Genomic DNA, 22,262 nt, shown 5'->3' with positions numbered 1-22,262 from the left:
GCCGGCAGCGCGCCGGCCCCCGCTCCGGCCGACATGGGGCCCCGGACGGTGACCGATACGGACCTGGAGGCCCTGCGCGAGCAGCTCGGCCGGGTCCCCCGGGGCGTGGTCGCCATCGCCGCCCGCTGCGTGTGCGGTCGACCGGCGGTCGTACGCACGGCGCCGCGTCTGTCCGACGGGTCGCCTTTCCCCACCACCTACTACCTCACGCACCCGGCGGCCGTGAAAGGGTGCTCCACCCTGGAGGCCGAGCACCTCATGGAGGACTTCAATGCGCGTCTGGCTGACGATGAGGCGCTCGCCGCCGCCTACACGGCCGCCCACGAGGACTACCTGGCCCGTCGCGCCGAGCTCGGCCGGCCCGAGGAGATCGAGGGCGTCTCCGCCGGCGGTATGCCCGCCCGGGTCAAGTGCCTCCACGCCCTGGTGGGGCATGCGCTGGCGGCCGGTCGCGGAGTCAACCCCGTGGGGGACCTGACTCTGGACGTTCTGGCCGAGCGGAATCTGTGGGATCCTGGCCGCTGCTCGTGCTCGGGCCCCTCCCGCAGCATCCGGACCGACCCAGGAGAATCCGCCCATGACGCGCGTCGCCGCCATTGACTGCGGCACCAATACGATCCGTCTGCTCATCGCCGATCTCGTCCGGGACGGGGCGGGCGGCGTCCGCCTGACGGCGGTGCGCCGGACCAATGAGATCGTGCGGCTCGGCCAGGGGGTGGATCGCACCGGCCGGCTCGACGACGCGGCACTGGCTCGCACACTCGACGTCGTGCGCGACTACGCCGCCGCCTGCGCCGAGCTGGGTGTGGACCTGGCCGGCGGTCGCGGCCGCTTCGTGGCCACCTCCGCCACGCGCGACGCCTCCAATCGTGAGGACTTCGTCGAAGGGGTGCGCGCCGTTCTGGGGATCGAGCCCGAAGTGATCTCCGGCCGGGAGGAGGCGCGCCTGTCCTTCGCCGGTTCGCTGCTCGGGGCGGGCGCCGCGGCCTCCTCCGGTTCACGGCTCGTCGTGGATCTGGGCGGCGGCTCCACCGAGCTGGTCCTGGGCGCGCGCGCTCCGGTCGCCGCCGTCTCCATGGACACCGGCAGCGTGAGGATCACCGAGCGCCACCTGACGGGCGGCCTCACCCCCGAGGCCGAGCAGGCCGCGCGTCGGGATGTGCGCGGCCTGCTGGAGGGGGCGGCCGGCGCCGTCGACCTGGGCGCCGCCACCGAGCTCGTGGGTCTGGCCGGCACGATCACCACTGTCACCGCCCACGCCCTGGGACTGGAGGAGTTCGACCCCATGGCCATCGACGGCGCCCGGCTGAGCGTCGAGACGGTCCTCGCCTCCTGCGAGGCGATCGTGCACTCCACCGCCGCCGAGCGCGAGTCCTGGGGCTACCTGCGGCCGGGCCGTCGTGATGTCATCGCCGGCGGTGCGCTCGTGTGGAGCGAGGTCATCACCCGGGTCGTGGCCGCCACGAGGGCCGCCGGACGGCCGCTGGCCACGACCGTGACCAGCCTCCACGACATCCTCGACGGCATCGCCCTGTCCCTGGCGGAGCCCGCCCGGTGAGCCGCCTGCTGCCCGATGACGGGCGAGTGGCGATTGCGGTCGCCACCACTGGGACGACGCCCGACGCCTGCTGCGCTCAGGCCCGGGCCGCCGTCGGGGCGGGCGCGGACGTCATCGAGCTGCGCGCGGATCTGCTGGCGGCCGGCCCCGGGTCGCCGTGCGCGGCCGGCCCGACCGGCCTCGCCGACCTGGCCGGTGAGCTGTCAGCGCAGTCGGGCGGCGCACGGGTGCTGGTGACCGTGCGCACCGCCGCGGAGGGCGGGGGGGCACGGCTGGACGACGACGCCTACCGGACGCTGGTGCGCTCCCTCGCCGGGAGCCTGGGCGCGCTGGACGACGACGCACGGCCCGCGGCCCTCGATGTCGAGTCGGCCCGCGGCTGGACGGCCGGGCTCGTCGCGGCGGCGCACGAGGCGGGGCTCGAGGCCGTCGTCTCCCGCCACGACACGGCCGCCACCCCCGGGGACTCCGTCATGCTGGAGGGCCTGCGCGCCATGGCGGGGGCCGGCGCGGACGTGGCCAAGCTCGCGGTCATGCCGCGCAGCGCCCGCGACGTCGCTCGCCTCCTGGCGGTGACCGCGCAGGCGAGCGAGGAGCTGGGCCTGCCGGTGGTGACCATGTCCATGGGCGCTCTCGGAGCGGTCAGCCGTGTGAGCGGGGCGGTGTTCGGCTCGGCCCTGACCTTCGCGAGCGTCGACGGCGACCCCTCCGCCCCGGGCCAGCTGCCCATCGAGCAGGTGCGGGCGGGACTGCGCCTGCTGTCCGCCCGGCTCGAGTGATCCGGGCGGCCCGGCCGCTGTCCGCTCGGCTCGACCGGACCGGTGGACGCCCCGTCGGCCCCGCCCGCTCCTGCGGGCGCAAGCCTCGCCCGCCGGCCCCGTATCCGGTGGCACGGCGCACTCGCCCGGGAGGGAGAGGACGCCTCATTCGGGCCTCGCCGGCCGGGCACTGGCCGACCGGCGGCCGGACGCATACACTGCGTCCATCGCCCCGGCGAGGGACGCGCGAGCGCGTCCGTGATCGACGTGGTGGCCCTCCAGGGCGCCGCGCCTCGTCGCGGCGCCGGACCACCACACCCGCGGGGCGCGGCCCCGCCATGACAGGAGCACTCATGGCCGACAACGCCATCACCCTCAAGGCCACCGTTCGCAGCGACCTCGGCAAGGGGGCGTCCCGTCGGGCCCGCCGCGCCGGCCAGGCCCCCGCCGTCGTCTACGGTCACGGCACCGATCCGCGCCACATCCTCCTCGACGAGCACGACGCCCGCCTCGCACTGCGCGGCAACGACAACGCGCTCGTCGAGCTCGACATCGACGGCGAGACCGTCCTCGCTCTGACCAAGGAGGTCCAGCGCCACCCCATCCGCCCCGGGGTGCAGCACGTCGACTTCCTCCTGGTCAGCCGCAACGAGCGCGTCGAGGTCGAGATCCCCGTGACCGTCGTCGGTGAGCCGGCGCCCGGCACTATCCACATGATCGAGCTGCCCCACGTCCTCGTCTCTGCCCCGGCCGTCTCGATCCCCGAATCCATCGAGGTCGACATCACGGGCATTGAGGCGGGCACCGCCGTACGCATGGCCGACGTCGCCCTGCCCGAGGGCATCGAGGCCGTTACCGAGGCCGCCACCGACATCGTCAACGTGGCCGCTGAGGCCGCCGTCGCCGATGACGTCCCCGCGGATGAGACGGCCGAGAGCGGGACGGCCGACGAGGCTCCCGCCGCTGAGTGATCCCGCGACTGCGGATCGCGACCGTGCACCCGCGTGCACCCGGAGGAGAGCCGTGAACGACCCCTGGCTCATCGTCGGGCTGGGGAACCCCGGGGCCCGGTACGCCCGCAACCGCCACAACGTCGGCCGTATGGTCATCGACGTCCTGGCCGGGCGCACAGGGGTCGGGCTCTGCGGGCACAGGTCCCGCGCGCGAGCGGCCGAGGCGCGCGTGGGCACGCTGCCCGGCGGGGCGCCCGGCCCCCGCGTCGTCCTCGCCGAGCCCGCCGGCTACATGAACGTGTCGGGCGGCACGGTCACGGCGCTCGTCCGGTTCTACGACGTCGACCCGGCGGACCGGTTGCTCATCATTCATGACGAGCTCGACCTGCCCGCTCATGAGCTGCGTCTCAAGCGTGGTGGCGGTGAGGGCGGGCACAACGGCCTGCGTTCGATCAGCCGGGCCCTGGGCATGCGGGATTACATGCGCGTGCGCGTGGGGATCGGGCGGCCTCCGGGGCGGCAGGACCCGGCCGACTTCGTCCTGTCGGACTTTCCCGCGCGGGAACGCGACTCGCTCGCCGTCACGCTCGAGCGGGCGGCCGACACCGTCGAGGACGTCGTCACCCGCGGCTTCGAGGACGCCCGGCAGCGCCTGCGCTCCTGCTGCTGACGCGCGGCGCCGGACTCGGTCAGGCCATGAGGCCGGTCTCGTAGGCGACGACAACGGCTTGGACGCGGTCGCGCACGTCCAGCTTGGCCAGGATGTTGCCCACGTGGGTCTTGACGGTCGTGGCCGAGACCACCAGGTGGGCGGCGATCTCCGAGTTGCTCATTCCCTGCGCCATGAGCACGAGGATCTCCCGCTCGCGCGGCGTGAGCGAGGCGATCCGGGGGTCCTCATCGATCGCCTGGCTTCCGTCGTCCGGCAGGTGGGAGGCGAACATCTCCAGCATGCGTCTCGTGATGCGCGGGGAGACCACGGCCTCGCCGTCGGCCACGGTGCGGATCGCCTCGGCGAGCTCGGCCGGCCGGGTGTCCTTGAGCAGGAAGCCGCTGGCGCCGGCCCGCAATCCGGCGAAGGCGTACTCGTCGAGGTCGAAGGTCGTCAGGATGAGGATCTTCGTGCTGGGGCAGTGGGCGGTGATGGCCGTCGTCGCGTCAATGCCGTTCATACCGGGCATGCGCACGTCCATGAGGATGACGTCGGGGTGCAGGGCGCGGGCCTGGGCGAGGGCGGAGGCCCCGTCGGAGGCCTCGCCGATGACCTCGATGCTGTCCTCCGCGTCGAGCACCATGCGGAACCCCATGCGCATGAGCGCCTGATCGTCGGCCAGCACCACGGTGACCGGCGCCCCTTCGGCCCGGCCGGTGGAGGAGCTCATAGCGGAAGCTTCCACGGAGAGGTCCCTTCGTCGTTTTCATCCCAGCGCAGGACGGCGCGCACACGCCATCCCGTGGCGGTCGGCCCCGCCTGAACAGTGCCACCATAGACGGCCGCGCGCTCCCGCATGCCGATCAGGCCCTTGCCCGATCCGTGCATCGGCTTGGAGCCCGGCGCGGCCTCGTTGTCGATCGTGAGCACTGCTGTGCCGGCGTGGCGTTCCACGGTGACCGCCACCGCGTGCGTCGTGGGCGCGTAGCGCAGGACGTTGGTCAGAGCCTCCTGGGCGACGCGGAACAGGGTCAGCTGCAGGCCCTTGTCCTCGGGCAGGCGGGTGCCGTTCCACGTGTAGGTCACGGGCACGCCCGCCGCCTCGAAGCGGGAGACGAGTACTGTCAGGTCCGCCTGCTCCGGCGCGGGCGCCAGGGGGATGTCGCCCCGCGAGGCGTCCGCGCTCCTGCCGGTGGCCTGCCGGCGCAGGTCGGCGATCTTCTCGCTGGGTTCGATGGGGGCGACGGTGCCCGGCGGCGCGAACTCGGGGACGGGCAGGTCGCGGACTTCGGGCGTCCGAGTCGGGGCCGCGGTGCCGGGGCCGGCCGGCGCATCGTCGGGACCGTCGGGTCGACTGGCTCCGCGGGAGTCGTCCGCGGGGTCCTGGGGCTGGGTCTGCGACGGAGCGGAGGAGGCGCCGGGGTCATCGCGCAGGACGCCGACGAGGCGACGGGTGTCGGCCAGGGCGGAGCGTCCGGTCTCGGCGAGCATGCCGAGGGCCTCCTTGGCCATGGCGGGGTTGCGTTCGACGGCCGCCGCGGCGCCGTCGGCCATGGTGATCATGACGGCCAGGGAGTGGGCGACGACGTCGTGCATCTCCCGGGCGATACGGCCGCGCTCGTTGGCCGCCGCGAGGAGGGCCTCCTGTTCCCGAGCCAGCACCAGGCGCGCCGAGCGCGCCTCCACCTCGCGCAGCTGAATGTCTTGAATCCGCATGATCGTTCCGATCAGGGCGGCAATGACGTTGATGAGGATGAAGATGAGAAGCTCGGACCATGACGCTCTGGTGACCAGCCCGCCCGGCCAGGTCAGAACCAGCCAGAACGGAAGCGCGGAGGCGACGGCCGCCGTCCACGCCCAAACGGGACGGTAGCGCATGGCGAGCGCGATCAGGCACAGGGGGGTGCCGATAATGAAGTAGGCGGCTATGGTTCCCGTCACGACCATGATGTTCTCCGGATCGAGTCCGGAGGTGCAGCGGATCGTGAGGTGGTGCAGCACCGGGACGATGACGACGGCGGCCCACGCGGTGGCCGGACGTGTGCGTCGCAGGCACAGGGCCGCGGTGCACAGGGCCGTGGCGGCGATGGTGGCGGGCAGCCAGGACTCGAAGGAGGGGAGCTCCCCGGATATCAGCAGTGGTGCCAGGGACAGCAGCACGTCGAGTCCGAGCACCAGGAGCGACAGCACGGAATCGGTCAGGATCCGATGCCGACTCTGCCACCGCATGAGGCGTATGGCACTGGGGGATATGCTCATCGTCTCTGCTCCGTTCCCGTCCCCGGAGTGGGTCTGCGGGGGCTTCGGGATTTCTGCGCGGTCCACGGGACCATTGTGTCCTGCGTATCTCGCATCGTCGGTATTCGTTCGGGCGTCGCCCGAGAGTGGGGCCGACGGCGTCCGGGCGGTTGCGGCCGCGGACGCCGTCGGCGGTGATCGGGAGAGGCGGGGCGAACGGGTCAGCGGATTCCGCCGAGCCGGTTCAGGCGTCGCGTTTGGAGAAGACGAACCAGCCGGCGATCAGCGGGACGAGGACCCACGCCCCGAAGATCAGGACGGCCTGGGTGTGCGTGAGGAAGAGGGAGGGGTTGGTGTCCGCCCATGTCGTCTGCCCGGAGACGGTGAAGGGGTCGGTGACGCTCTGGACCACGCTGGAGGGCATGACCGAGCTGACGTTGGCGGCCCAATGCCATTTCATCGCCATGAGGCTCAGCGGGATGGAGATGATGAACAGCAGAATGACCACGACCGTGATGGCGCCCGCGGTCGAGCGCACGAGGTAGCCCATGCCCAAAGAGAGGAGCGCGATCCCGGCGAAGGCCAGACCGGTGCCCCAGATGAACCCCACGATGTGGGTATCGGAGAAGGACGGGGCCTCATCGCCCATGAAAGGTGCGGCCACCAGCCAGCTCAGCAGCAGGGAGATGACGCCCAGAAGAAAGGACCAGATGGCGATGACGAGGGATTTGGCTGCGAAGACGCGGGTACGGCGGGGAACGGCGGCCAGGGTGGAGCGGATCTGCCCGGAGGAGTATTCGCCGGTGATGACCAGCGCCCCCAAGACGGCGACGACGATCTCCCCGAAGGTGGTCCCTGTGATGAGTCCGCCGGCGGCGGAGTCGCTCATGCCCTCGGTCTTGGCGTAAGCAATTGCGCTTCCCGCGCCGAACAGAACGGTCAGGAAAACGGCGATCATGGAGGTGATCCACGTCGAGCGCAGGGTGCGGATCTTGATCCATTCCGAGCGGGTGGCGCGGAAGAAGTTCTGCTTGGGGATTCGGGCGGCGGGTGCGCGGGTCTGCGGAGCGGGTTGTGCGGCTGCTGCGGTCATGGTCGGTGTCTTCCTCGAGTGGGGCGGGGCGGGATGGTTGGACGAAGGTCAGGCGCGGCGGGCGCCGTGTCCGGCCGGTACGGGCTGCACCGGCTGCGGGCGACGCGGGCCGGTCGGCTGCGGACGCGCGGGCTGACCGGTTGTGTACTCCACGGAGTTGCCGGTCAGTTCGAGATAGGCATCCTCCAAAGAGGCGCGCTGAGTGGCGAGCTCGTGCAGGACGATGCCGTTGGCGGCGGCGATCTCGCCGATGCGGGCCGCGGGAGCGGTGGTGGCGGTCAGGATGTTCGGCTCGGGGGCGGCGGTCTCGATGCCCTGGGCGGCCAGAGCCCGGGCCAGGTCGCCCGCCTGGGGGGAGGCGACGCGGACGGTGTCGCTGGTGGCCGAGGCGATGACGTCCTGGACCAGGCCGGAGGTGAGGATTCTGCCGCGCCCGATGACCAGGAGGTGATCGGCTGTCTGAGCCATCTCGCTCATGAGGTGAGAGGAGATGAAGACGGTACGGCCCTCGGCGGCCAGGCGGCGGCAGGTCTCCCGGACCCAGATGACTCCTTCGGGGTCCAGGCCGTTGACGGGCTCGTCGAAGAGGAGGACCTGGGGGTCGCCCAGGAGAGCGGCGGCCATGCCGAGGCGCTGGCCCATGCCCAGGGAGAATCCTTTGACGCGCTTCTTGGCCACGGCGGTCAGGCCGGTCAATTCCAGAACCTCATCGACCCGTCTGGTGGGGATGGCGTTGGAGACGGCCAGCTGGGTCAGATGGGCGCGTGCCGTTCGCGACCCGTGCAGGCCCTTGGCATCCAGCAGGGCGCCGACCTCCCGCAGCGGGGCGGGCAGGAAGCGGTAGGGACGGCCGTTGACTTTGATCGAGCCGGTGGTGGGCTTGTCCAGGCCCATGATCATACGCATGGTGGTGGATTTGCCCGCTCCGTTGGGGCCGAGGAAGCCGGTGACGGTGCCGGGCGCGACGGTGAATGAGATGTGGTCGACGGCGACTTTGTCACCGTAGCGCTTGGTCAGGTTGACGGCCTCGATCATGGGGAATCACTACTTCTCGAAGAAGGCGGGCTGGGTGTGCGGAGAGCGTCGGATCACGATTGGACTCCGATGTGGAATCAAGGTTAGGAGCGGACCGCTGCGCGCCCCATCAGCCCGTGTAACGAACCGCATACCCGGCGGGTTCCTCCTGGAGGACGAGAGCGGTCGGTCCGGGCGATGAACTCGGACTGGGGCGCGGGGAATCGCCGGGCGTGCCCGCTCGGAGGCGCACTCGCCGGCGGCGAGCCGGACTCGGGGCGGGGAGCTCTCCCCGCCCCGAGCGGAGCCGACGGGACTAGGCGTCGGGACGGAATCTCGGGCAGGATAGGGGTGTTACGAGTACGGGGTCGGTGCCGGAGGATCCGGCTCCGAGCACCACACGCATTTGGCCCTATTCGAGAGGATGCCACTGTGAGCAATCCGTTCTTCTCCCGCAGTGCGGCCTTCAACGGCCGTGGTCCCGTCGCTGCGCCGTCGCAGCCGGTGACGCCCAACGGCTACCCGGCCATGCCCGGCTACCGGCCGGGCCAGTACGGCCCGACGCCGGCCGCCTACGGTCAGCCTCAGGTCTCCCCTGAGCGGCTCGCCGGTCTGGAGAGCCAGTACGCGGCTCCGAGCGCCACGAACGTCGATCGCGGTCGCATGACCTACGACGACGTCATCGTTCGCACCGCCGGCATCTTCGCCGTCATCGTCGGCGTGGGCGCCGTGGCCTGGTTCCTGGCCACTCACCGGGCCACGGCGGGGCTCGGCTACGGTGCCATGATCGTCGGCTGCATCGGCGCCCTCGTTCTGGGCCTGGTCAACTCCTTCAAGCGTGAGCCCAGCCCGGTGCTCATCCTCGTCTACGCGGTGTTCGAGGGCGCCATGCTCGGCGCTCTCTCCGGCGTCATGGAGTACGCCTTCCCCGGCATCGTCCTGCAGGCGGTCCTCGCCACGTTCGCGACTTTCGCCGTCATGCTGTGCGTCTACAAATTCGCCGGCTTCCGCGTCTCCGGCAGGGCCGCGCGCATCCTCCTGGTGGCCATGGGCGGCTACCTGCTGTTCAGCATCGTCAACGTCGTCCTCATGCTCACCGGCGTCGTCTCCGACCCGTGGGGCATGCGCAGCATGGAGGTCATGGGCATTCCGCTGGGACTGGTCGTCGGCGTCCTCGCCGTCGTCATGGCGTCCTTCAGCCTCGCCATGGATTTCGAGGCCATCCAGCGCGGCGTCGAGTCCGGACTGCCCACCCGCTACGCGTGGGCGGGGGCCTTCGGACTCGTCGTGACCATCGTGTGGCTCTACGTCGAGTTCCTGCGCATCCTCGCCATCCTCCGCGATAACTGACGCACCGACCGGGTCGCCCGCCGCACGCCCCTCACGGTGGACCGCGGCGGGCCGGCTCACCGAGATTGACATGTCGGACCGAGATCGACGGCGCCGCCGTCAGCCTCGTACGAGAATGCCGATCTCGCGCCCGCCATCGCCACCGGCGGCCCTGAGCGCAGGAGCAGAAGCCTCGTGTGCGCTAATTCGCTCGCCCGGGCCGGGGGTTCGCACCCGGCTCGGGCGATGGGTCGCACCGGCGCATCGGCGCGACCGCGGGAAGGACTCCCCATCACTGACCGAGGCCTCGCGTTGAGGCGACGCGGTGACGGCTACTGTTGGGGCTTGTCGAAATTGCTCGTCCCAAGGAGACGCTCATGCCTCGCTATCGCAGTGCAACCTCCACCTCCGGCCGCAATATGGCCGGCGCCCGCGCCCTGTGGCGCGCCACGGGTATTAAGGACTCCGATTTCGGCAAGCCGATCATCGCGATCGCCAACTCCTTCACCCAGTTCGTGCCCGGTCATGTGGGGTTGCGCGATGTCGGCCGGCTCGTGGCCGAGCAGATCGAGGCCGCGGGCGGGCTGGCCAAGGAGTTCAGCACCATCGCCGTCGACGACGGCATCGCCATGGGTCATGACGGCATGCTCTACTCTCTACCCAGCCGCGACCTGATCGCCGATTCGGTGGAGTACATGGTCAACGCGCACTGCGCCGACGCTCTGGTGTGCATCTCCAACTGCGACAAGATCACCCCTGGCATGCTCATGGCCGCCCTGCGTCTGAACATTCCCACCATCTTCATCTCCGGCGGGCCGATGGAGTCGGGCACGATGGTGGCCGCCGACGGCACCACCCGCAAGCTCGACCTCATCGACGCCATGATGGACGCCGCCGACCCCACCGTCGCCGACTCCACCATTTCCTCCATCGAGCGCCTGGCCTGCCCGACCTGCGGCTCGTGCTCGGGCATGTTCACCGCCAACTCCATGAACTGCCTGACCGAGGCCCTCGGCCTGGCCCTGCCGATGAACGGCTCCCTGCTGGCCACCCACGTCGACCGCGGCGAGTTGTTCAAGGAGGCGGGCCGTCGGATCGTCGGTATCACCCGCGCCTACTACGAGGAGGACGACGCCTCCGTCCTGCCACGCTCCATCGCGACCAAGCCCGCCTTCGAGAACGCCATGAGTCTGGACATCGCCATGGGGGGGTCCACCAATACGGTTCTGCATCTGCTGGCCGCCGCTCAGGAGGCCGAGGTGGACTTCACCATGGCCGACATCGACCGGCTCTCCCGCAGGGTGCCGCACCTGTCCAAACTCGCCCCCTCCACGAACCTCTACCATGTCGAGGACGTCCATCGGGCGGGCGGGATCATGGGGATCCTCGGCGAACTCGACCGCGGCGGCCTGCTGGACACCTCCGTCTCGACGGTGCTGCACGGCACGCTGGCCGATTCCCTGGCCGCCTACGACATCGCCCGCCCCGGAGCTGATGGGGTCCCGGGGTCCGGCGTTTCGGAGAGGATCCGCACTCGCTACCTCGCCGCCCCTGCGGGCGTGCGCACCACGGAGATGTTCTCCCAGGCGTCGCGATGGGAGGCCCTCGACACCGATCGCGCGGGCGGTTGCATCCGCGACGTCGCCCACGCCTACTCGGCCGACGGCGGGCTGGCGGTCCTGTTCGGCAACATCGCGGAGAAGGGCTGCATTGTCAAGACCGCGGGGGTGGACGCCTCCATCCTCACGTTCTCGGGACCGGCCATCGTCTTCGAATCCCAGGAGGACGCCGTCGAGGGCATTCTCGGCAAGAAGGTCGAGGCCGGGGACGTCGTCGTCATCAATCACGAGGGCCCGCGCGGCGGCCCGGGCATGCAGGAAATGCTGTACCCGACGACCTACATCAAGTCGATGCATTTGGGGAAGGAGTGCGCCCTGTTGACCGACGGCCGTTTCTCCGGCGGTACGTCGGGCCTGTCCATCGGGCATGTCTCCCCGGAGGCGGCTGCCGGCGGTCTCATCGGCCTGGTGCGCGACGGCGACCGTATCGAGATCGACATTCCCAACCGCCGCATCGAGCTCGTGGTCGATGAGGCCGAGCTGACCGAGCGGCGCGCCGTTGAGGAGGCACGCGGGGCCGATGCGTGGTCGCCGCATGTGGAGCGGCCTCGGAGGGTCAGCGCCGCATTGCGCGCCTACGCCATGCTCGCCACGAGCGCCGATGTCGGCGCGGTGCGCGACCTGGGCAGGCTGCCGCGCTATTGAGCCTCGCTGCTGGGCCGCGGGACCGATCCGGCGATGGCCGCGGTTCAGTCTGCTTCCGGTCGGTTTGAGCGAGGGCGAGCGGAGTTCTCCTGGCCGCTCCCTCTTCTGGTTCCGTTGTTTTAGCGGCCGCCGCCTATGATGATGAGCCAGCCGCGTCCCAGGGGTCGTTCGAAGAGGAGAATGGTGTCGCCGAAGCTCGTGCTCCAGGGGTTGTTGATGGTGGTCAGGTCGACGGCATTCATGCCGGAGAACTTCGCTGATGCTGTTGGGCCGGTGTCGAGGTCGTTTCCGTTAAAGATGGTGTGTTCGGTGACGTAGTTGCGGATGGCTGGGTCGGTGGCGGTGAAGGCGATGACGTACCCCCAGGTGCCGGGGCTGAAGCCTGAGAGGTTGGTGGTGAGGTCGACTGAGACTACCTGGGCTTGTTCGGGGAGTTCGTGTCCGGTGCCGATGGCGAGGATGTCGTCCAGGTGGTTCATGTCGGCCGGGTAGGGGGCGCCGGTCTGCTGGGCCGTGCCTGCAGTGGCGGCCGAGCTCGCGTCCGCACGGCTCGGTCGCGGCGAACCGCACCCGACTGCACCAGCAAGGGTCAGCACGATCACCACCGCAGCCGCCGCACCGCGAACGGCACGGCCTTTGCAGGCGAGCATTGTTTTACTTACTCCCACGACCGCTCCTGACCGAGGACTCGCCAGTCAGGTCGTACTCCTGGGCGATGCCGGCACGGTGCAGCTCCTGGAGCTCCGCGTCCGTGATGTTCATGCCCAGGATATTGGTGGACTTGTTCCCGTCCCAGTTGTAGCGGTCGGCCATGTGGACGCGATAGTCGTACGTGTAGGTCCACTCCGAGTTGTCGTCCGTCGGTGGGTAGACGGTGACGGTGCCGTCCGTGGCGTACTGGTAGTTCCCCGTGGCGTAGAACCAGTTCTCGCTGTCATCGGGGCCTTCCGGTGTCCATGGGGTGTTGAAGGGGTAAGTCACCGGTCCGGTCGCTCCCGAGGCCTGCGCGTCCTCCACTGCTTTCCCCGCCATAACCTCGGCGTCCGCCTGCGATCCATCGTGTAGGCTGGGAATATCATGTAGCATGCCATCGACGTCGACCCCCTGGGGGGTGCCGGTGTTCTCGAGATAGTGACGCAGGTTTGCCGACGCGTCCGGCCACGCCGGAGCGCATGCCTCCGCGGCGGTGGCGGCGAGCTCGTGAACGGCGTAATCATGCATAGTTGGATTTCTCTGACCATGCTGTCCCGATCCCTCGCCGGGGGAGTCGCCCGGGTACTGCCAGGGGTCCACGCCGGGCATGTCCGCGTGCTCGCCGGGAACCGGCTGTCCGAGTCCCGTGCTGCTGTCGTTGTCGCCGTCCCCTTCGCTGTCATCCGGCCCGCCATCACGGAGACGACCGGACCGGGAGGTGTCCGGGCTGCCGCGTGACGGCCTGGTCGGACTGGAGCTGTGGTCGGGCGGCACGGGCGGCGCGGGCGATGGCCCGGGCTGCGGGTTCGGGGTTGCCGAGGCTGTCAGGTTGTTTGCGAAGGATCCGTCGACCTCGTTGGCGTAGAGAAGGGTTGCTGAGACCATCATCTCGAGCTCGTTGGCCTGCTCCTGCAGCTGCCCGGCCGTGAGCCCCGAGGCCGTGCCGCCGCTGCCGCCAGCGGCCTCCGCGTTCGTGGAGACCGTGCCGTCGGGGTGGAGCGTGAGCAGGGGGTGGTCGGCGGCGTAGTCCTGACAGGCCACCACCTTCTTCTCCACCACCGCCACACCGTCGCACGCCTCAGACGTCGCCCTTCCCAAGGAGCTGACCTGTTTCAGGAGCTCGCCATGGGAAGTGCTGCAACATCCCAGGGCGTCACGAGCCGCATCGACGCTTGGAGCCTCGGAGACGAGCCGTGCAAGCGCCAGCTGCGCCTCGTCCTCCAGGTCGGCCAACGAGGTGCTGATCGTCCGCAGTGCCTCCGCGGTTTCTCCCAGCGGTCCATGACGCCAGCCGCATATGTCCGCCCACGTCGCCACTGTTCAGCTCAGCCCCTTCGCGCGTGCCCACCGCTGAGCCGATTTCGATCCGGTCGTCCCCGCCTCAAGGGCGGGCGTGCCGGCGGCGACAGCGCTGTCGTTCCTTCGGTGGATGGCTGCAACATCGAGGACTCCGTCGCTCACCATCTCGTACTGGCCGCCCAGGGTGGCGCGCAGGCCATCCGCCTCGGCGGCGGCTGCCTTCACCATTCCCGCGCTCGCAGCGCCCGGCATTGACGAGGCGACTCCTTCCGCCGTGCCGGCGATATCAAGATCGCGCACTTTGTCGCGCACCGCGCTCACCGAGGCGGACAGCGCCTCGAGATCGCCTCGCACAATATGAATATCAGCCATTATCGGGCCTCCAGCGCAGAGAAATTCAGGAAACGTACCGGACAGGAACTCGGAGAAAATGGGATGCGGGCCGAACCGCCGATCGATGACGGTGCGAAACTGCGCCTCATGCTAGTGTCGCAATTCTCTCCTGTCCAGCGCGCGGCACCCAGTCGGAGCCCGGCCGGTCCCGGAGCCGCTCATCTAGGGTGGGGCCGTGAAGGACCGCTCCACTGACCCCGCTGACACAGCTGACACCACTGACGCCGCCGGCGCTCCCTGGGACTGGGCCCGCTACCTGCGCGCCATTCTGCGCGCCCCCGTCTACGAGGCCGCCGAGCACACGCCCCTGCAGGTCTTGCCCGCCCTGTCCGCGCGTCTGGGCAACGTCGTTGCGGCCAAACGCGAGGACCTTCAGGCCGTCCATTCCTTCAAGATCCGCGGCGCCTACAACGCTATGCACGCCCTGGCCGACGCCGAGCGCGCCCGCGGCGTCGTGACCGCATCGGCCGGCAACCACGCCCAGGGCGTGGCCCGCTCCGCCTCGATCCTGGGCATCCGCGCCACCATCGTCATGCCCACCGTCACTCCGCGCATCAAGGTCGACGCTGTGCGCGCGCTCGGCGGCGAGGTCCTCCTGCTCGGAGAGAACTTCGACGCCGCCAAGGCCGAGGCCCAGCGCCTGGCCGCCGATGGCCCGACCTTCATCGCCCCCTTCGACGACCCGCGCGTCATCGCCGGGCAGGGAACCATCGGTCTGGAGATGATCCAGCAGGACGCCGGGCTCGACCGCGTCTTCGTGCCCGTGGGCGGCGGCGGCCTGGCCGCCGGCATCGCGGTCCTGATCAAGCAGCTCATGCCCGACGTCGCCGTTATCGGCGTCGAGCACGAGGAGTCCGCCTGCCTGGCCGCCGCCCTCGCCGCCGCCGAGCCTGTCACCCTCGAACGCGTCGGCCTGTTCGCCGAGGGGGTCGCCGTGCGACGCGTCGGCGAAGAGACCTTCCGCCTGTGCTCGGCCCTGCTCGACGATGTCGTCACCGTTTCCTCCGACGAGACCTCCGCCGCCGTGCGCGACCTGTTCGAGGACCTGCGCGCCGTGCCCGAGCCGTCCGGCGCCATCGCCCTGGCCGGCCTGAAGAAGTACGTCGCCGCCCGCCGTACGACCGGCGAGCGGCTGGCATGCGTGCTCTCAGGCGCCAACCTCAATTTCCACCAGCTGCGCTACATCAGTGAGCGCAGCGAGATCGGCGAGCAGCGCGAAGCGATCCTGGGCGTGACCATCCCCGAGGTTCAGGGCGAGTTCCTCAGCTTCGCCTCGGTGCTCGGCGGGCGGGCCGTCACCGAGTTCAACTACCGGGTCTCAGCCTCCGCCGCCCCCGGGTCGCCGGCGCGGATCTTCGTCGGCGTGCGCCTGACCGGCGGGCGCGAGGAGCGCTCCGGCATCGTGCGCGACCTGGAGGCCGTGGGCTACGACGTCGTCGACCTGACCGACGACGAGCTGGCCAAGGTCCACGTGCGCTCCATGATCGGCGGGCGCGCCCCCGAAGGACTGACCGAGAGGCTCTTCAGCGTCGCCTTCCCCGAGGCCCCCGGGGCGCTCATGCGCTTCCTGGAGGTGCTCGGCACCCGGTGGAACATCACCCTGTTCCACTACCGCACCGACGGCGCCGACTACGGGCGCGTCTTGACGGCCTTCGAGGCGGGCCCCGACGACATCGAGCTGACCGAGCACATGGATCGTCTCGGATATGCCTACCACGAGGAGACCAACGCCCCCTCGGCTCGTTTCTTTCTGGCCCGCTGATCTCAGGCCCGACGCCGGGGCAGCATCGGAGCGGACCGATGTGGTGTGGCAACCCTCATGCCAGCGGTGCTGGTGGACCGGGGATGTGAACCCTATGGTGATTCATGACTCAACTGCCTCTACTTCTTCTCAAGGAGATCTCATGACCCGCATCGCCGTCATCCTCGGATCCGTCCGCCCTCACCGCGCCGGAGCCCAGGTCGCCGACTGGGTCGTGGCCCGGGCGAACACCGTCGAGGGGGTTCGTGCCGAGCTCGTCGATCTCGCCGCCTTCCACCTGCCGGCTTTCGCCGAGGAGCTTCCGCCGATGATGGCCCCGGCCGAGGATCCCGCCGCCGTCGCCTGGAACGAGGCCCTCGCCGGCTTCGACGCCTACATCATCGTCACCCCCGAGTACAACCACTCCATCCCCGGCGCGTTGAAGAACGCCATCGATTTCATCACGCCCTCGGTGCTGGCGGGCAAGGCCGTCGGCCTCGTCGGCTACTCCTACTCCGCCGGCCACCGCCCGATCGAGCACCTGCGTTCCATCCTGGCCAACTTCACCACCGGCGTCGTCGGCGCCCAGGTCAACCTCCACCTCGCCACCGACTTCTCCGGAGGCGATTTCGCCCCCGCCCCCTTCCATGACGGCGAGGTTCCCGCCATGGTCGAGGCCCTTGTCGCCCAGGACAGGGCCCTGGCCACTCTGCGCTGATATCCGCTGACGTGCGAGGGGCTGGCGAGCGCCGCCGGACGCGTACTCGCCGACCGCTGACACGCACGCGAGGGGCCGCCGATCCGGTGGATCCTCTCGCGACGCGCAGCCCTCAGGCCAACTCGAGACTCCGGTAGCGGTTGACGGCCCCGGCGACGTCGACCGCCCGGGGTCGCACGAGGAAGGCCGGGTGCTCGCGGGCCGAGCCCAGCGCGTCCAGACCCTCGTCATCCAGCAGCGCGTCCAGATCCTCCAGGCATTGCGCCAGCGACGACTCCCCGTCGAAGCGCTGCTCCAGAAGGGCCCGCAGGGCGTGGGCGATCGCCTCGGTCTGGCCCGGGTCGACGATCCCCGACACGTCCGCGACATCGATGTCCTCACGGTCGAGCGTGACCTGGGTCAGCCCGCGCGAACGCGTGCGGACCGGGCCGCGCCGGTCACGCGGGGGAGAGGGCAGCGGTACGCGCGCCCCCGCCGTCGGCCACTGAGACAGGGCCGTCGAGACGCGCGGCTGGGCGGCTGCGACGGCGGCTGCCTCGGTGGTGGCGTCGCGCAATGCGTAGGAGTCCATGAGCACGACCCGATCGGCGACGTCCAGGTAGTCGCCCGACCCGCCCATGACCATGACCGTCGAGACCCCCGAGGCCGACAGCGCCCCCACCCGATCGACGAAGGGCGTGATCGGCTCGCGCTCATCGGCCACGAGCGCGCGCATGCGGGCGTCGCGGATGAGCAGATTGGTCGCCGAGGTGTCCTCGTCGAGCAGAAGGGCGCTCGCCCCCGCCTCGATGGCCTCGATGATCGAGGCCGCCTGCGAGGTCGAACCCGAGGCGTTCTTGGTGGTGAAGGCGGTGGTGTCCCGACCGCCCGGCAGGTGGGAGATGAAGGGGGACAGGTCGACGCCGGTGACGGCCCGCCCATCCGCGGCGCGCACCTTGACGGCATCGGGGACCGTGGCCACCAGCTCGCGACCGTCGCCCGGCACATGCGGGTAGACGCCCCGCTCGATGGCGGCCAGCAGCGTCGACTTGCCGTGGTAGCCGCCGCCGACGATGACGGTCACCCCCGACCCGATGGCCGTGCCCCGCACCCGGCCGGCGTGCGGAAGCTCCACGACGGCGGCCAGCGGTTCCGGCGCCCGCAGCGGCACGGCGCCAGTGCGCATGGGCGCATCACTGACCCCGGAGCGGCGGGGAAGCTCGGCGCCGTCGGCGAGGAAGGAGACCCACCCGTTCTCGCGCACGGCCCGCGCCAGCGCGCGGTGGTCCTCGAGCGCGGCAACGTGGGCGGTCAGCCGTTCGGCCCTCCGGCCGGTCAGATCCAGGGCGGTTCCCACCTCCCGGGTCAGGTCACGGGAGACGATGCGGGCGGCCTCGTGCCCCTGGATGGAGCGCCCGCGCGCCGGCAGGGCCATACGGGCGCGGATCTCCAACGTCCAGGCGGCGGCACTGGCCGCCTGCTCGCCGTCCTCCCCGTCCTCCTGCGGGTCGGCGTCGGGCAGAAGGACGACGGCGGAGCGCTCCAGGATCTCCTGGCCCGGTGAGGCGATCGACAGCGCAGTACCCTTGAAGCCCGCGTGCAACTCGCGAGTGAGGAAGTCCCGCACCGCCAGGCGGCGGTCGACCGTGCCGACGAGCCCGCGGTCGGCCAGGATCTCCAGGCCGGGCAGGTCGGCGGGGATTTCGAGACGAATACGGGTCGGAGGGGCGTAGGGGTCAGGCTGGACCCGGTCGATGCGCAGCACCCAGCCTTCGGGGGCCTCGTAGCGGCCGACGGTCGCCTTGTAGGCGGCGTAGGAGCGACCGTCCAGGGCGTGGAGGTGACCGACGAGGTCGGCGAGGATGCCGTCGCGCGGCTCGTCGTCGTAGTCGCGGCGCGAGCGATCGTCCCGGCGAGCAGAGCCGCCTCCGTGGTAGCCGCCTCCGCGGTAGCCGCGGCCGCCCCGGTACTCGCGCCCGCCCCGGCGGCTCCGCCCGTATTCGTTCTCGCTCATGCGCCGATCCTGACACACCGCCCGTTCGTATCCCGGGATCTCGAGACCGACATGTCGAGTCGAGATTGACGACCCCACCGGCAGCGCGGGCCCTGCTGGGGCCGGATTCGTATCCCGGAGCAAGGCTCTCCTCGACGAGGGGGCGGGAGCCGGTTCTCAGAGCGGTGACATCCTCTCTCGGAGAGCTCGTCCGGCTTCCGATGTCCAAATCTGCCACAAAGGTCCTGATTCTGACGGACTGAGAAAAGACGATCATTGGAATTCCAGTCTTTTCTTCGAGCTCGTTGCCGCCGCGCAGCCCCTTTGTGGCAGATTTGGACACTTCTCTGTTCGAGTCAGTCCCAGGAGCCCCATGCGCCCCACGGCACCCGTGCCCCGCGCGGTCGCGGAAGCGGCGGCGGCGCTGGGGCGGCGTCCGCACCGTGTTCCGGCGGAACGCGCTCTCCGCCCAGCCGACCGCGGTGGAATCCCGGCCTCAGACCTCGGGAGCCGTCTCCGGGGGCAGGACGTCGGTCTGGGCGGGCAGGTCCGCCACGCCCACCGGACAGGTCACCCCATTAGGACCGTGGTTGCAGTAGCCGCCCGGGTTCTTGTGCAGGTAGCCCTGGTGGTAGTCCTCAGCCGGGTAGAACGGCCCGCCGAAGTCGGCGTACAGCTCGTCGGCCGGTCCGATCGTCGTCACGCAGGTCCCCAGGCCCAGACGGGTCAGCTCGCCCTGGAACAGGTTGCGGATCCGGCGGGCGGCGGCGGCCTGCTCGGGTGTCGTCGTCCACACCGCTGAACGGTATTGAGGGCCGATGTCGTTGCCGTGGCGGTTGAGGCGGGTGGAGTCGTGGTTCTCCCAGAAGACGCGCAGCAGCGCCTCGCCGCCGGCTCCGACGACGGCGGGATCATAGGCCACCCGTACGGTTTCGGCATGACCGGTGGCGCCGGTGCACACCTCCCGGTAGGTGGGGTTGGGCGTCGTGCCGCCCATGTAGCCGACGGCGGTGGCGACCACGCCCTCCTGCCGCCACAGGATGCGCTCCACTCCCCAGAAGCAGCCGCCCGCCAGGTAGAGCACCTGTGTGCCCTGCGGCCAGGGGCCGTCGAGCGGGGCACCCAGGACGACGTGCTCGCCGGGATGCGGCAGCACGCTGGTCCGACGGCCGGGGATTTCGGTGTTGCGCGCGGGCGGAGGCGTTGTGGAGCTGCAAACCGTCATGCGCGCACGCTATCGCGGGGTCGCCGTCCGCGTTTCCGCGCTCTGTCATCGTCGACGGCGAGTGCCCCGCGCGGTCCCGGGATGGGGCCTCGCGGAGCGCTCGCGATCTGCGACGGCGCGCCGTCGGCGGTCGTCGGGACCGACGCGGACGCCAGCCGGTTCACAGCGTGGTGACGTCGACGATCTCGGCCTTGATCTCCCTGCCGTTGGGGGCGGTGTAGGTCACGGCCTCACCGGCCTTGTGCCCCTTGAGGGCTTTTCCCAGCGGCGCGTCGGGGGAGAAGACCTTGACGCCCTCGGGGACGTCGGCGGTGATCTCCTGCCCGCCGAGCGCGAAGCGCTGTTCCTTGCCGGCGACCTTGGCGGTCACGATCGTCCCGGCGGACACCGACCCGTCCGAGGCCGCCTCGCCGATCTGGGCGTGCTCGAGCAGCTCGGTGAGCTGGATAATGCGCGCCTCGTTGAGCGAGGCCTCCTCGCGGGCGGCGTGATAACCAGCGTTCTCGCGCAGGTCTCCCTCCTGACGGGCGGCCTCGACGCGCGTCGCGATCTCCTTGCGGTCGTTCTCCTTACGGCGGCGCAGCTCCTCGGTGAGGCGGTCGAAAGCATCCTGCGTGAGCCAGGTGCCCTGCTGCTCGGTGGTCTCCTCGGCCATGGGTCCTCCTAGACTGAACGAACTGAACGATGGATATGGGTAATGGTGGGTTACGGGGCGCGAGTCTAGCCCCCGGAGGACGGCGTCTCCGCTCGCGCGCGGGCGGGAAGTCCGCGCGCTGACTCTCCGCCGTGGCGCGGGCCTCTGCTCTTCGAAGGCTCTCCGAAGCGGGGTTCGGATCGGTGGTCCGCCGTCAGGACTCGGCGGTCGTCGTCCTGGTCTTGGCCATACGCGCCTCCTGGGGTCGGTGGCGGCAGGCTACCGCCGTTGCGGTCCGACGACGGCGCTTTCCGCGGCCAGCGTGAGGGCGCAGGGGGTCGGCGTCCCGGGCGGTCGCCCGCTGTCCGTGAGGCGGGGCGCTCGCGCGCTCAGCCGAGGACGGCGAGGTAGCAGGCGACGCACTGGCAGGCCCAGGCGGCGACCGTGCACACGTGGAAGATCTCGTGGAACCCGAACCACCGCGGTGCGGGGTCGGGGCGTTGACGCACGAAGATGACGCCGCCGATGGTGTAGAGCACGCCGCCGGCCACGAGCAGGCACACGATGGCGACTCCGCCGGTGACCCAGAACTGGGGCAGGAACCAGATCGCCACCCAGCCCAGCGCCACGTACAGGACGGTGGAGAACCAGCGCGGGGCACTGGGCCACACCAGGCATTTAATGATGCCCATGGCGGCCCCGCCCCATACGATGCCGAGGACGAGAGCGGTGGTCCTGGTGCTGAGCAGGGCCACCGACAGGGGCGTGTAGGTGCCGGCGATGAGCAGGAAGATGTTGGAGTGGTCGAGGGACTGGAGGGTGGTCGACACCTTGCGCGGGAGATGGCCGTTGGAGATGTGGTAGACGCCCGAGTTGGCGAACAGCAGCAGGGAGCAGGTCAGGTAGGTGGCGCACGCCCACATCAGCCCGGCGCCCGGGGCGAGGACGGTCAGGACGATGCACGCGGCCAGCGCCAGCGGGGCGGTGCCCGCGTGGATCCAGCCGCGCAGACGCGGTTTGATGATGCCTTCGAAGGTGCGGGAGAGCTTCGCGTTCAGGATATCCGCCGAGGTGGCGCTGCGCGCGCCCTCATCGGTCGGGGCGGTCTCGTGCACGGGGGTCTGAGTAGTCATCGACTGACCTCCTGAACGGGGTTGAGGATCGCCGGAACCGGCAACTTACGGTCCCGTAGGTTACGTTACCGTAGGTTCTGATGGAAGGTGGGGTGCGCCTCACCTGCGCGCTACCGTTGGGTCGGGGGCCCGCTCGGGCGCCCGGGGCAACGAGCCGACCGCACCCGGAGGAGAGCCATGGCAGGGAGGAACCTCGTCTACGAGCTCTATGAGCGCCGTCTGGCTGCGCAGATCGAACCCGGACGGGTGCCCGGACACGTCGGCGTCATTCTCGACGGTAACCGCCGTTGGGCCCGTACTAGAGGATTCGGCACCGCTCAGGGTCATAAGCGCGGAGCGGACAAGATCGAGGAGTTCCTCGGATGGGCGGAGGCCGCCGGCGTGCGCGTCGTCACCCTGTGGCTCCTGAGCACCGACAACCTCGCACGCGACCCGGCCGAACTCTCGTCCCTGCTCGACATCATCGCCCACGCCGTCGGCGAGCTCGCCTCCACGGGACGCTGGCATCTGCGGCTGGTCGGTGCGGTCGATCTGCTGCCCGCTCCTGTCGCCGAAAGGCTGCGCGCCGCCGTCGCGCCCGGTGAGGACGCCCCCC

General features: G+C 70.4%; 21 protein-coding genes. 10 read left to right on the top strand and 11 right to left on the bottom strand.

Going from position 1 to position 22,262, the window contains the following annotated elements; translation table 11 throughout:
- Positions 1 to 33 precede the first annotated feature (33 nt).
- The 5 genes from HMPREF9062_RS11760 (at position 34) to pth (ending at position 3,939) form a co-directional block, all read left to right on the top strand.
- Positions 34 to 600 (top strand): DUF501 domain-containing protein, encoded by a 567-nt coding sequence (locus HMPREF9062_RS11760; protein ID WP_050795361.1) that lies wholly within the window; start codon positions 34 to 36, stop codon positions 598 to 600.
- Positions 578 to 1,558 (top strand): Ppx/GppA phosphatase family protein, encoded by a 981-nt coding sequence (locus HMPREF9062_RS11755; RefSeq protein WP_009750377.1) that lies wholly within the window; start codon positions 578 to 580, stop codon positions 1,556 to 1,558. Before HMPREF9062_RS11760 ends, HMPREF9062_RS11755 begins: the two co-directional genes overlap by 23 nt.
- Positions 1,555 to 2,337, top strand: coding sequence for a type I 3-dehydroquinate dehydratase (gene aroD, locus HMPREF9062_RS11750; RefSeq protein WP_009750376.1), 783 nt, complete (start codon positions 1,555 to 1,557; stop codon positions 2,335 to 2,337). Before HMPREF9062_RS11755 ends, aroD begins: the two co-directional genes overlap by 4 nt.
- Before the next feature lie 332 nt (positions 2,338 to 2,669).
- Positions 2,670 to 3,287, top strand: coding sequence for a 50S ribosomal protein L25/general stress protein Ctc (locus HMPREF9062_RS11745; protein ID WP_009750375.1), 618 nt, complete (start codon positions 2,670 to 2,672; stop codon positions 3,285 to 3,287).
- Between the two features lie 52 nt (positions 3,288 to 3,339).
- A complete protein-coding gene (gene pth, locus HMPREF9062_RS11740; protein WP_009750374.1) occupies positions 3,340 to 3,939 on the top strand; it encodes an aminoacyl-tRNA hydrolase in 600 nt (199 codons plus the stop codon).
- A gap of 19 nt (positions 3,940 to 3,958) precedes the next feature.
- Here the strand turns inward: pth and HMPREF9062_RS11735 are convergent, their stop codons facing one another.
- From HMPREF9062_RS11735 to HMPREF9062_RS11720, 4 genes are all read right to left on the bottom strand, one after another.
- Positions 3,959 to 4,651 carry a response regulator gene (locus tag HMPREF9062_RS11735; RefSeq protein WP_009750373.1) on the bottom strand — a complete coding sequence of 231 codons (693 nt, stop codon included), beginning with the start codon at positions 4,649 to 4,651 and terminating at the stop codon, positions 3,959 to 3,961.
- Positions 4,648 to 6,180, bottom strand: coding sequence for a sensor histidine kinase (locus tag HMPREF9062_RS11730; protein WP_034254300.1), 1,533 nt, complete (start codon positions 6,178 to 6,180; stop codon positions 4,648 to 4,650). Before HMPREF9062_RS11730 ends, HMPREF9062_RS11735 begins: the two co-directional genes overlap by 4 nt.
- A 223-nt stretch (positions 6,181 to 6,403) precedes the next feature.
- Positions 6,404 to 7,252, bottom strand: coding sequence for an ABC transporter permease subunit (locus HMPREF9062_RS11725; RefSeq protein WP_009750371.1), 849 nt, complete (start codon positions 7,250 to 7,252; stop codon positions 6,404 to 6,406).
- Between the two features lie 48 nt (positions 7,253 to 7,300).
- Positions 7,301 to 8,287 (bottom strand): ABC transporter ATP-binding protein, encoded by a 987-nt coding sequence (locus HMPREF9062_RS11720; RefSeq protein ID WP_009750370.1) that lies wholly within the window; start codon positions 8,285 to 8,287, stop codon positions 7,301 to 7,303.
- A 411-nt stretch (positions 8,288 to 8,698) separates the two neighbouring features.
- Here HMPREF9062_RS11720 and HMPREF9062_RS11715 point away from each other — a divergent pair, with 411 nt between their 5' ends.
- Together HMPREF9062_RS11715 and ilvD are read left to right on the top strand one after the other, a co-directional pair.
- A complete protein-coding gene (locus HMPREF9062_RS11715) occupies positions 8,699 to 9,616 on the top strand; it encodes a Bax inhibitor-1/YccA family protein (protein WP_009750369.1) in 918 nt (305 codons plus the stop codon).
- A gap of 356 nt (positions 9,617 to 9,972) precedes the next feature.
- Complete coding sequence (ilvD, locus tag HMPREF9062_RS11710; RefSeq protein WP_009750368.1) at positions 9,973 to 11,859, top strand: dihydroxy-acid dehydratase; 1,887 nt, start codon at positions 9,973 to 9,975, stop codon at positions 11,857 to 11,859.
- Between the two features lie 119 nt (positions 11,860 to 11,978).
- Here the strand turns inward: ilvD and HMPREF9062_RS11705 are convergent, their stop codons facing one another.
- Genes HMPREF9062_RS11705 through HMPREF9062_RS11695 form a run of 3 tightly spaced genes read right to left on the bottom strand, consistent with a single transcriptional unit; the run spans position 11,979 to position 14,223 of the window.
- Positions 11,979 to 12,527: a hypothetical protein gene (locus tag HMPREF9062_RS11705; protein ID WP_253270718.1), complete on the bottom strand. Its 549-nt coding sequence runs from the start codon at positions 12,525 to 12,527 to the stop codon at positions 11,979 to 11,981.
- On the bottom strand, positions 12,514 to 13,869 hold the full coding sequence (locus HMPREF9062_RS11700; protein WP_156790038.1) for a hypothetical protein: 1,356 nt from the start codon (positions 13,867 to 13,869) through the stop codon (positions 12,514 to 12,516). Before HMPREF9062_RS11700 ends, HMPREF9062_RS11705 begins: the two co-directional genes overlap by 14 nt.
- A gap of 3 nt (positions 13,870 to 13,872) precedes the next feature.
- A complete protein-coding gene (locus HMPREF9062_RS11695; protein ID WP_009750365.1) occupies positions 13,873 to 14,223 on the bottom strand; it encodes a hypothetical protein in 351 nt (116 codons plus the stop codon).
- A gap of 196 nt (positions 14,224 to 14,419) precedes the next feature.
- Here HMPREF9062_RS11695 and ilvA point away from each other — a divergent pair, with 196 nt between their 5' ends.
- Both ilvA and HMPREF9062_RS11685 read left to right on the top strand, forming a co-directional pair.
- Complete coding sequence (gene ilvA / locus HMPREF9062_RS11690) at positions 14,420 to 16,006, top strand: threonine ammonia-lyase, biosynthetic (RefSeq protein WP_009750364.1); 1,587 nt, start codon at positions 14,420 to 14,422, stop codon at positions 16,004 to 16,006.
- A 142-nt stretch (positions 16,007 to 16,148) separates the two neighbouring features.
- A complete protein-coding gene (locus tag HMPREF9062_RS11685; RefSeq protein ID WP_009750363.1) occupies positions 16,149 to 16,703 on the top strand; it encodes an NADPH-dependent FMN reductase in 555 nt (184 codons plus the stop codon).
- Between the two features lie 112 nt (positions 16,704 to 16,815).
- On the opposite strand, the gene HMPREF9062_RS11680 is transcribed toward HMPREF9062_RS11685, so the two are convergent.
- The 4 genes from HMPREF9062_RS11680 to trhA form a co-directional block, all read right to left on the bottom strand.
- Complete coding sequence (locus HMPREF9062_RS11680) at positions 16,816 to 18,696, bottom strand: ABC-ATPase domain-containing protein (protein WP_009750362.1); 1,881 nt, start codon at positions 18,694 to 18,696, stop codon at positions 16,816 to 16,818.
- A 475-nt stretch (positions 18,697 to 19,171) separates the two neighbouring features.
- Entirely contained in the window at positions 19,172 to 19,900 is a 729-nt protein-coding gene (msrA, locus tag HMPREF9062_RS11675; RefSeq protein WP_050795291.1) for a peptide-methionine (S)-S-oxide reductase MsrA, read from the bottom strand.
- Between the two features lie 160 nt (positions 19,901 to 20,060).
- Positions 20,061 to 20,555 (bottom strand): GreA/GreB family elongation factor, encoded by a 495-nt coding sequence (locus tag HMPREF9062_RS11670; protein ID WP_009750360.1) that lies wholly within the window; start codon positions 20,553 to 20,555, stop codon positions 20,061 to 20,063.
- 368 nt (positions 20,556 to 20,923) lie between these two features.
- A complete protein-coding gene (gene trhA, locus HMPREF9062_RS11665) occupies positions 20,924 to 21,667 on the bottom strand; it encodes a PAQR family membrane homeostasis protein TrhA (protein ID WP_009750359.1) in 744 nt (247 codons plus the stop codon).
- 177 nt (positions 21,668 to 21,844) lie between these two features.
- Here trhA and HMPREF9062_RS13730 point away from each other — a divergent pair.
- Positions 21,845 to 22,262, top strand: a 418-nt coding sequence (locus HMPREF9062_RS13730) for an undecaprenyl diphosphate synthase family protein (protein ID WP_009750358.1), incomplete at its 3' end; no start/stop codon positions are given.

This window comes from Actinomyces sp. oral taxon 448 str. F0400 (genome assembly GCF_000220835.1).
Classification (GTDB): domain Bacteria; phylum Actinomycetota; class Actinomycetes; order Actinomycetales; family Actinomycetaceae; genus Actinomyces.
This window is presented reverse-complemented; position numbering and strand designations above follow the sequence as displayed.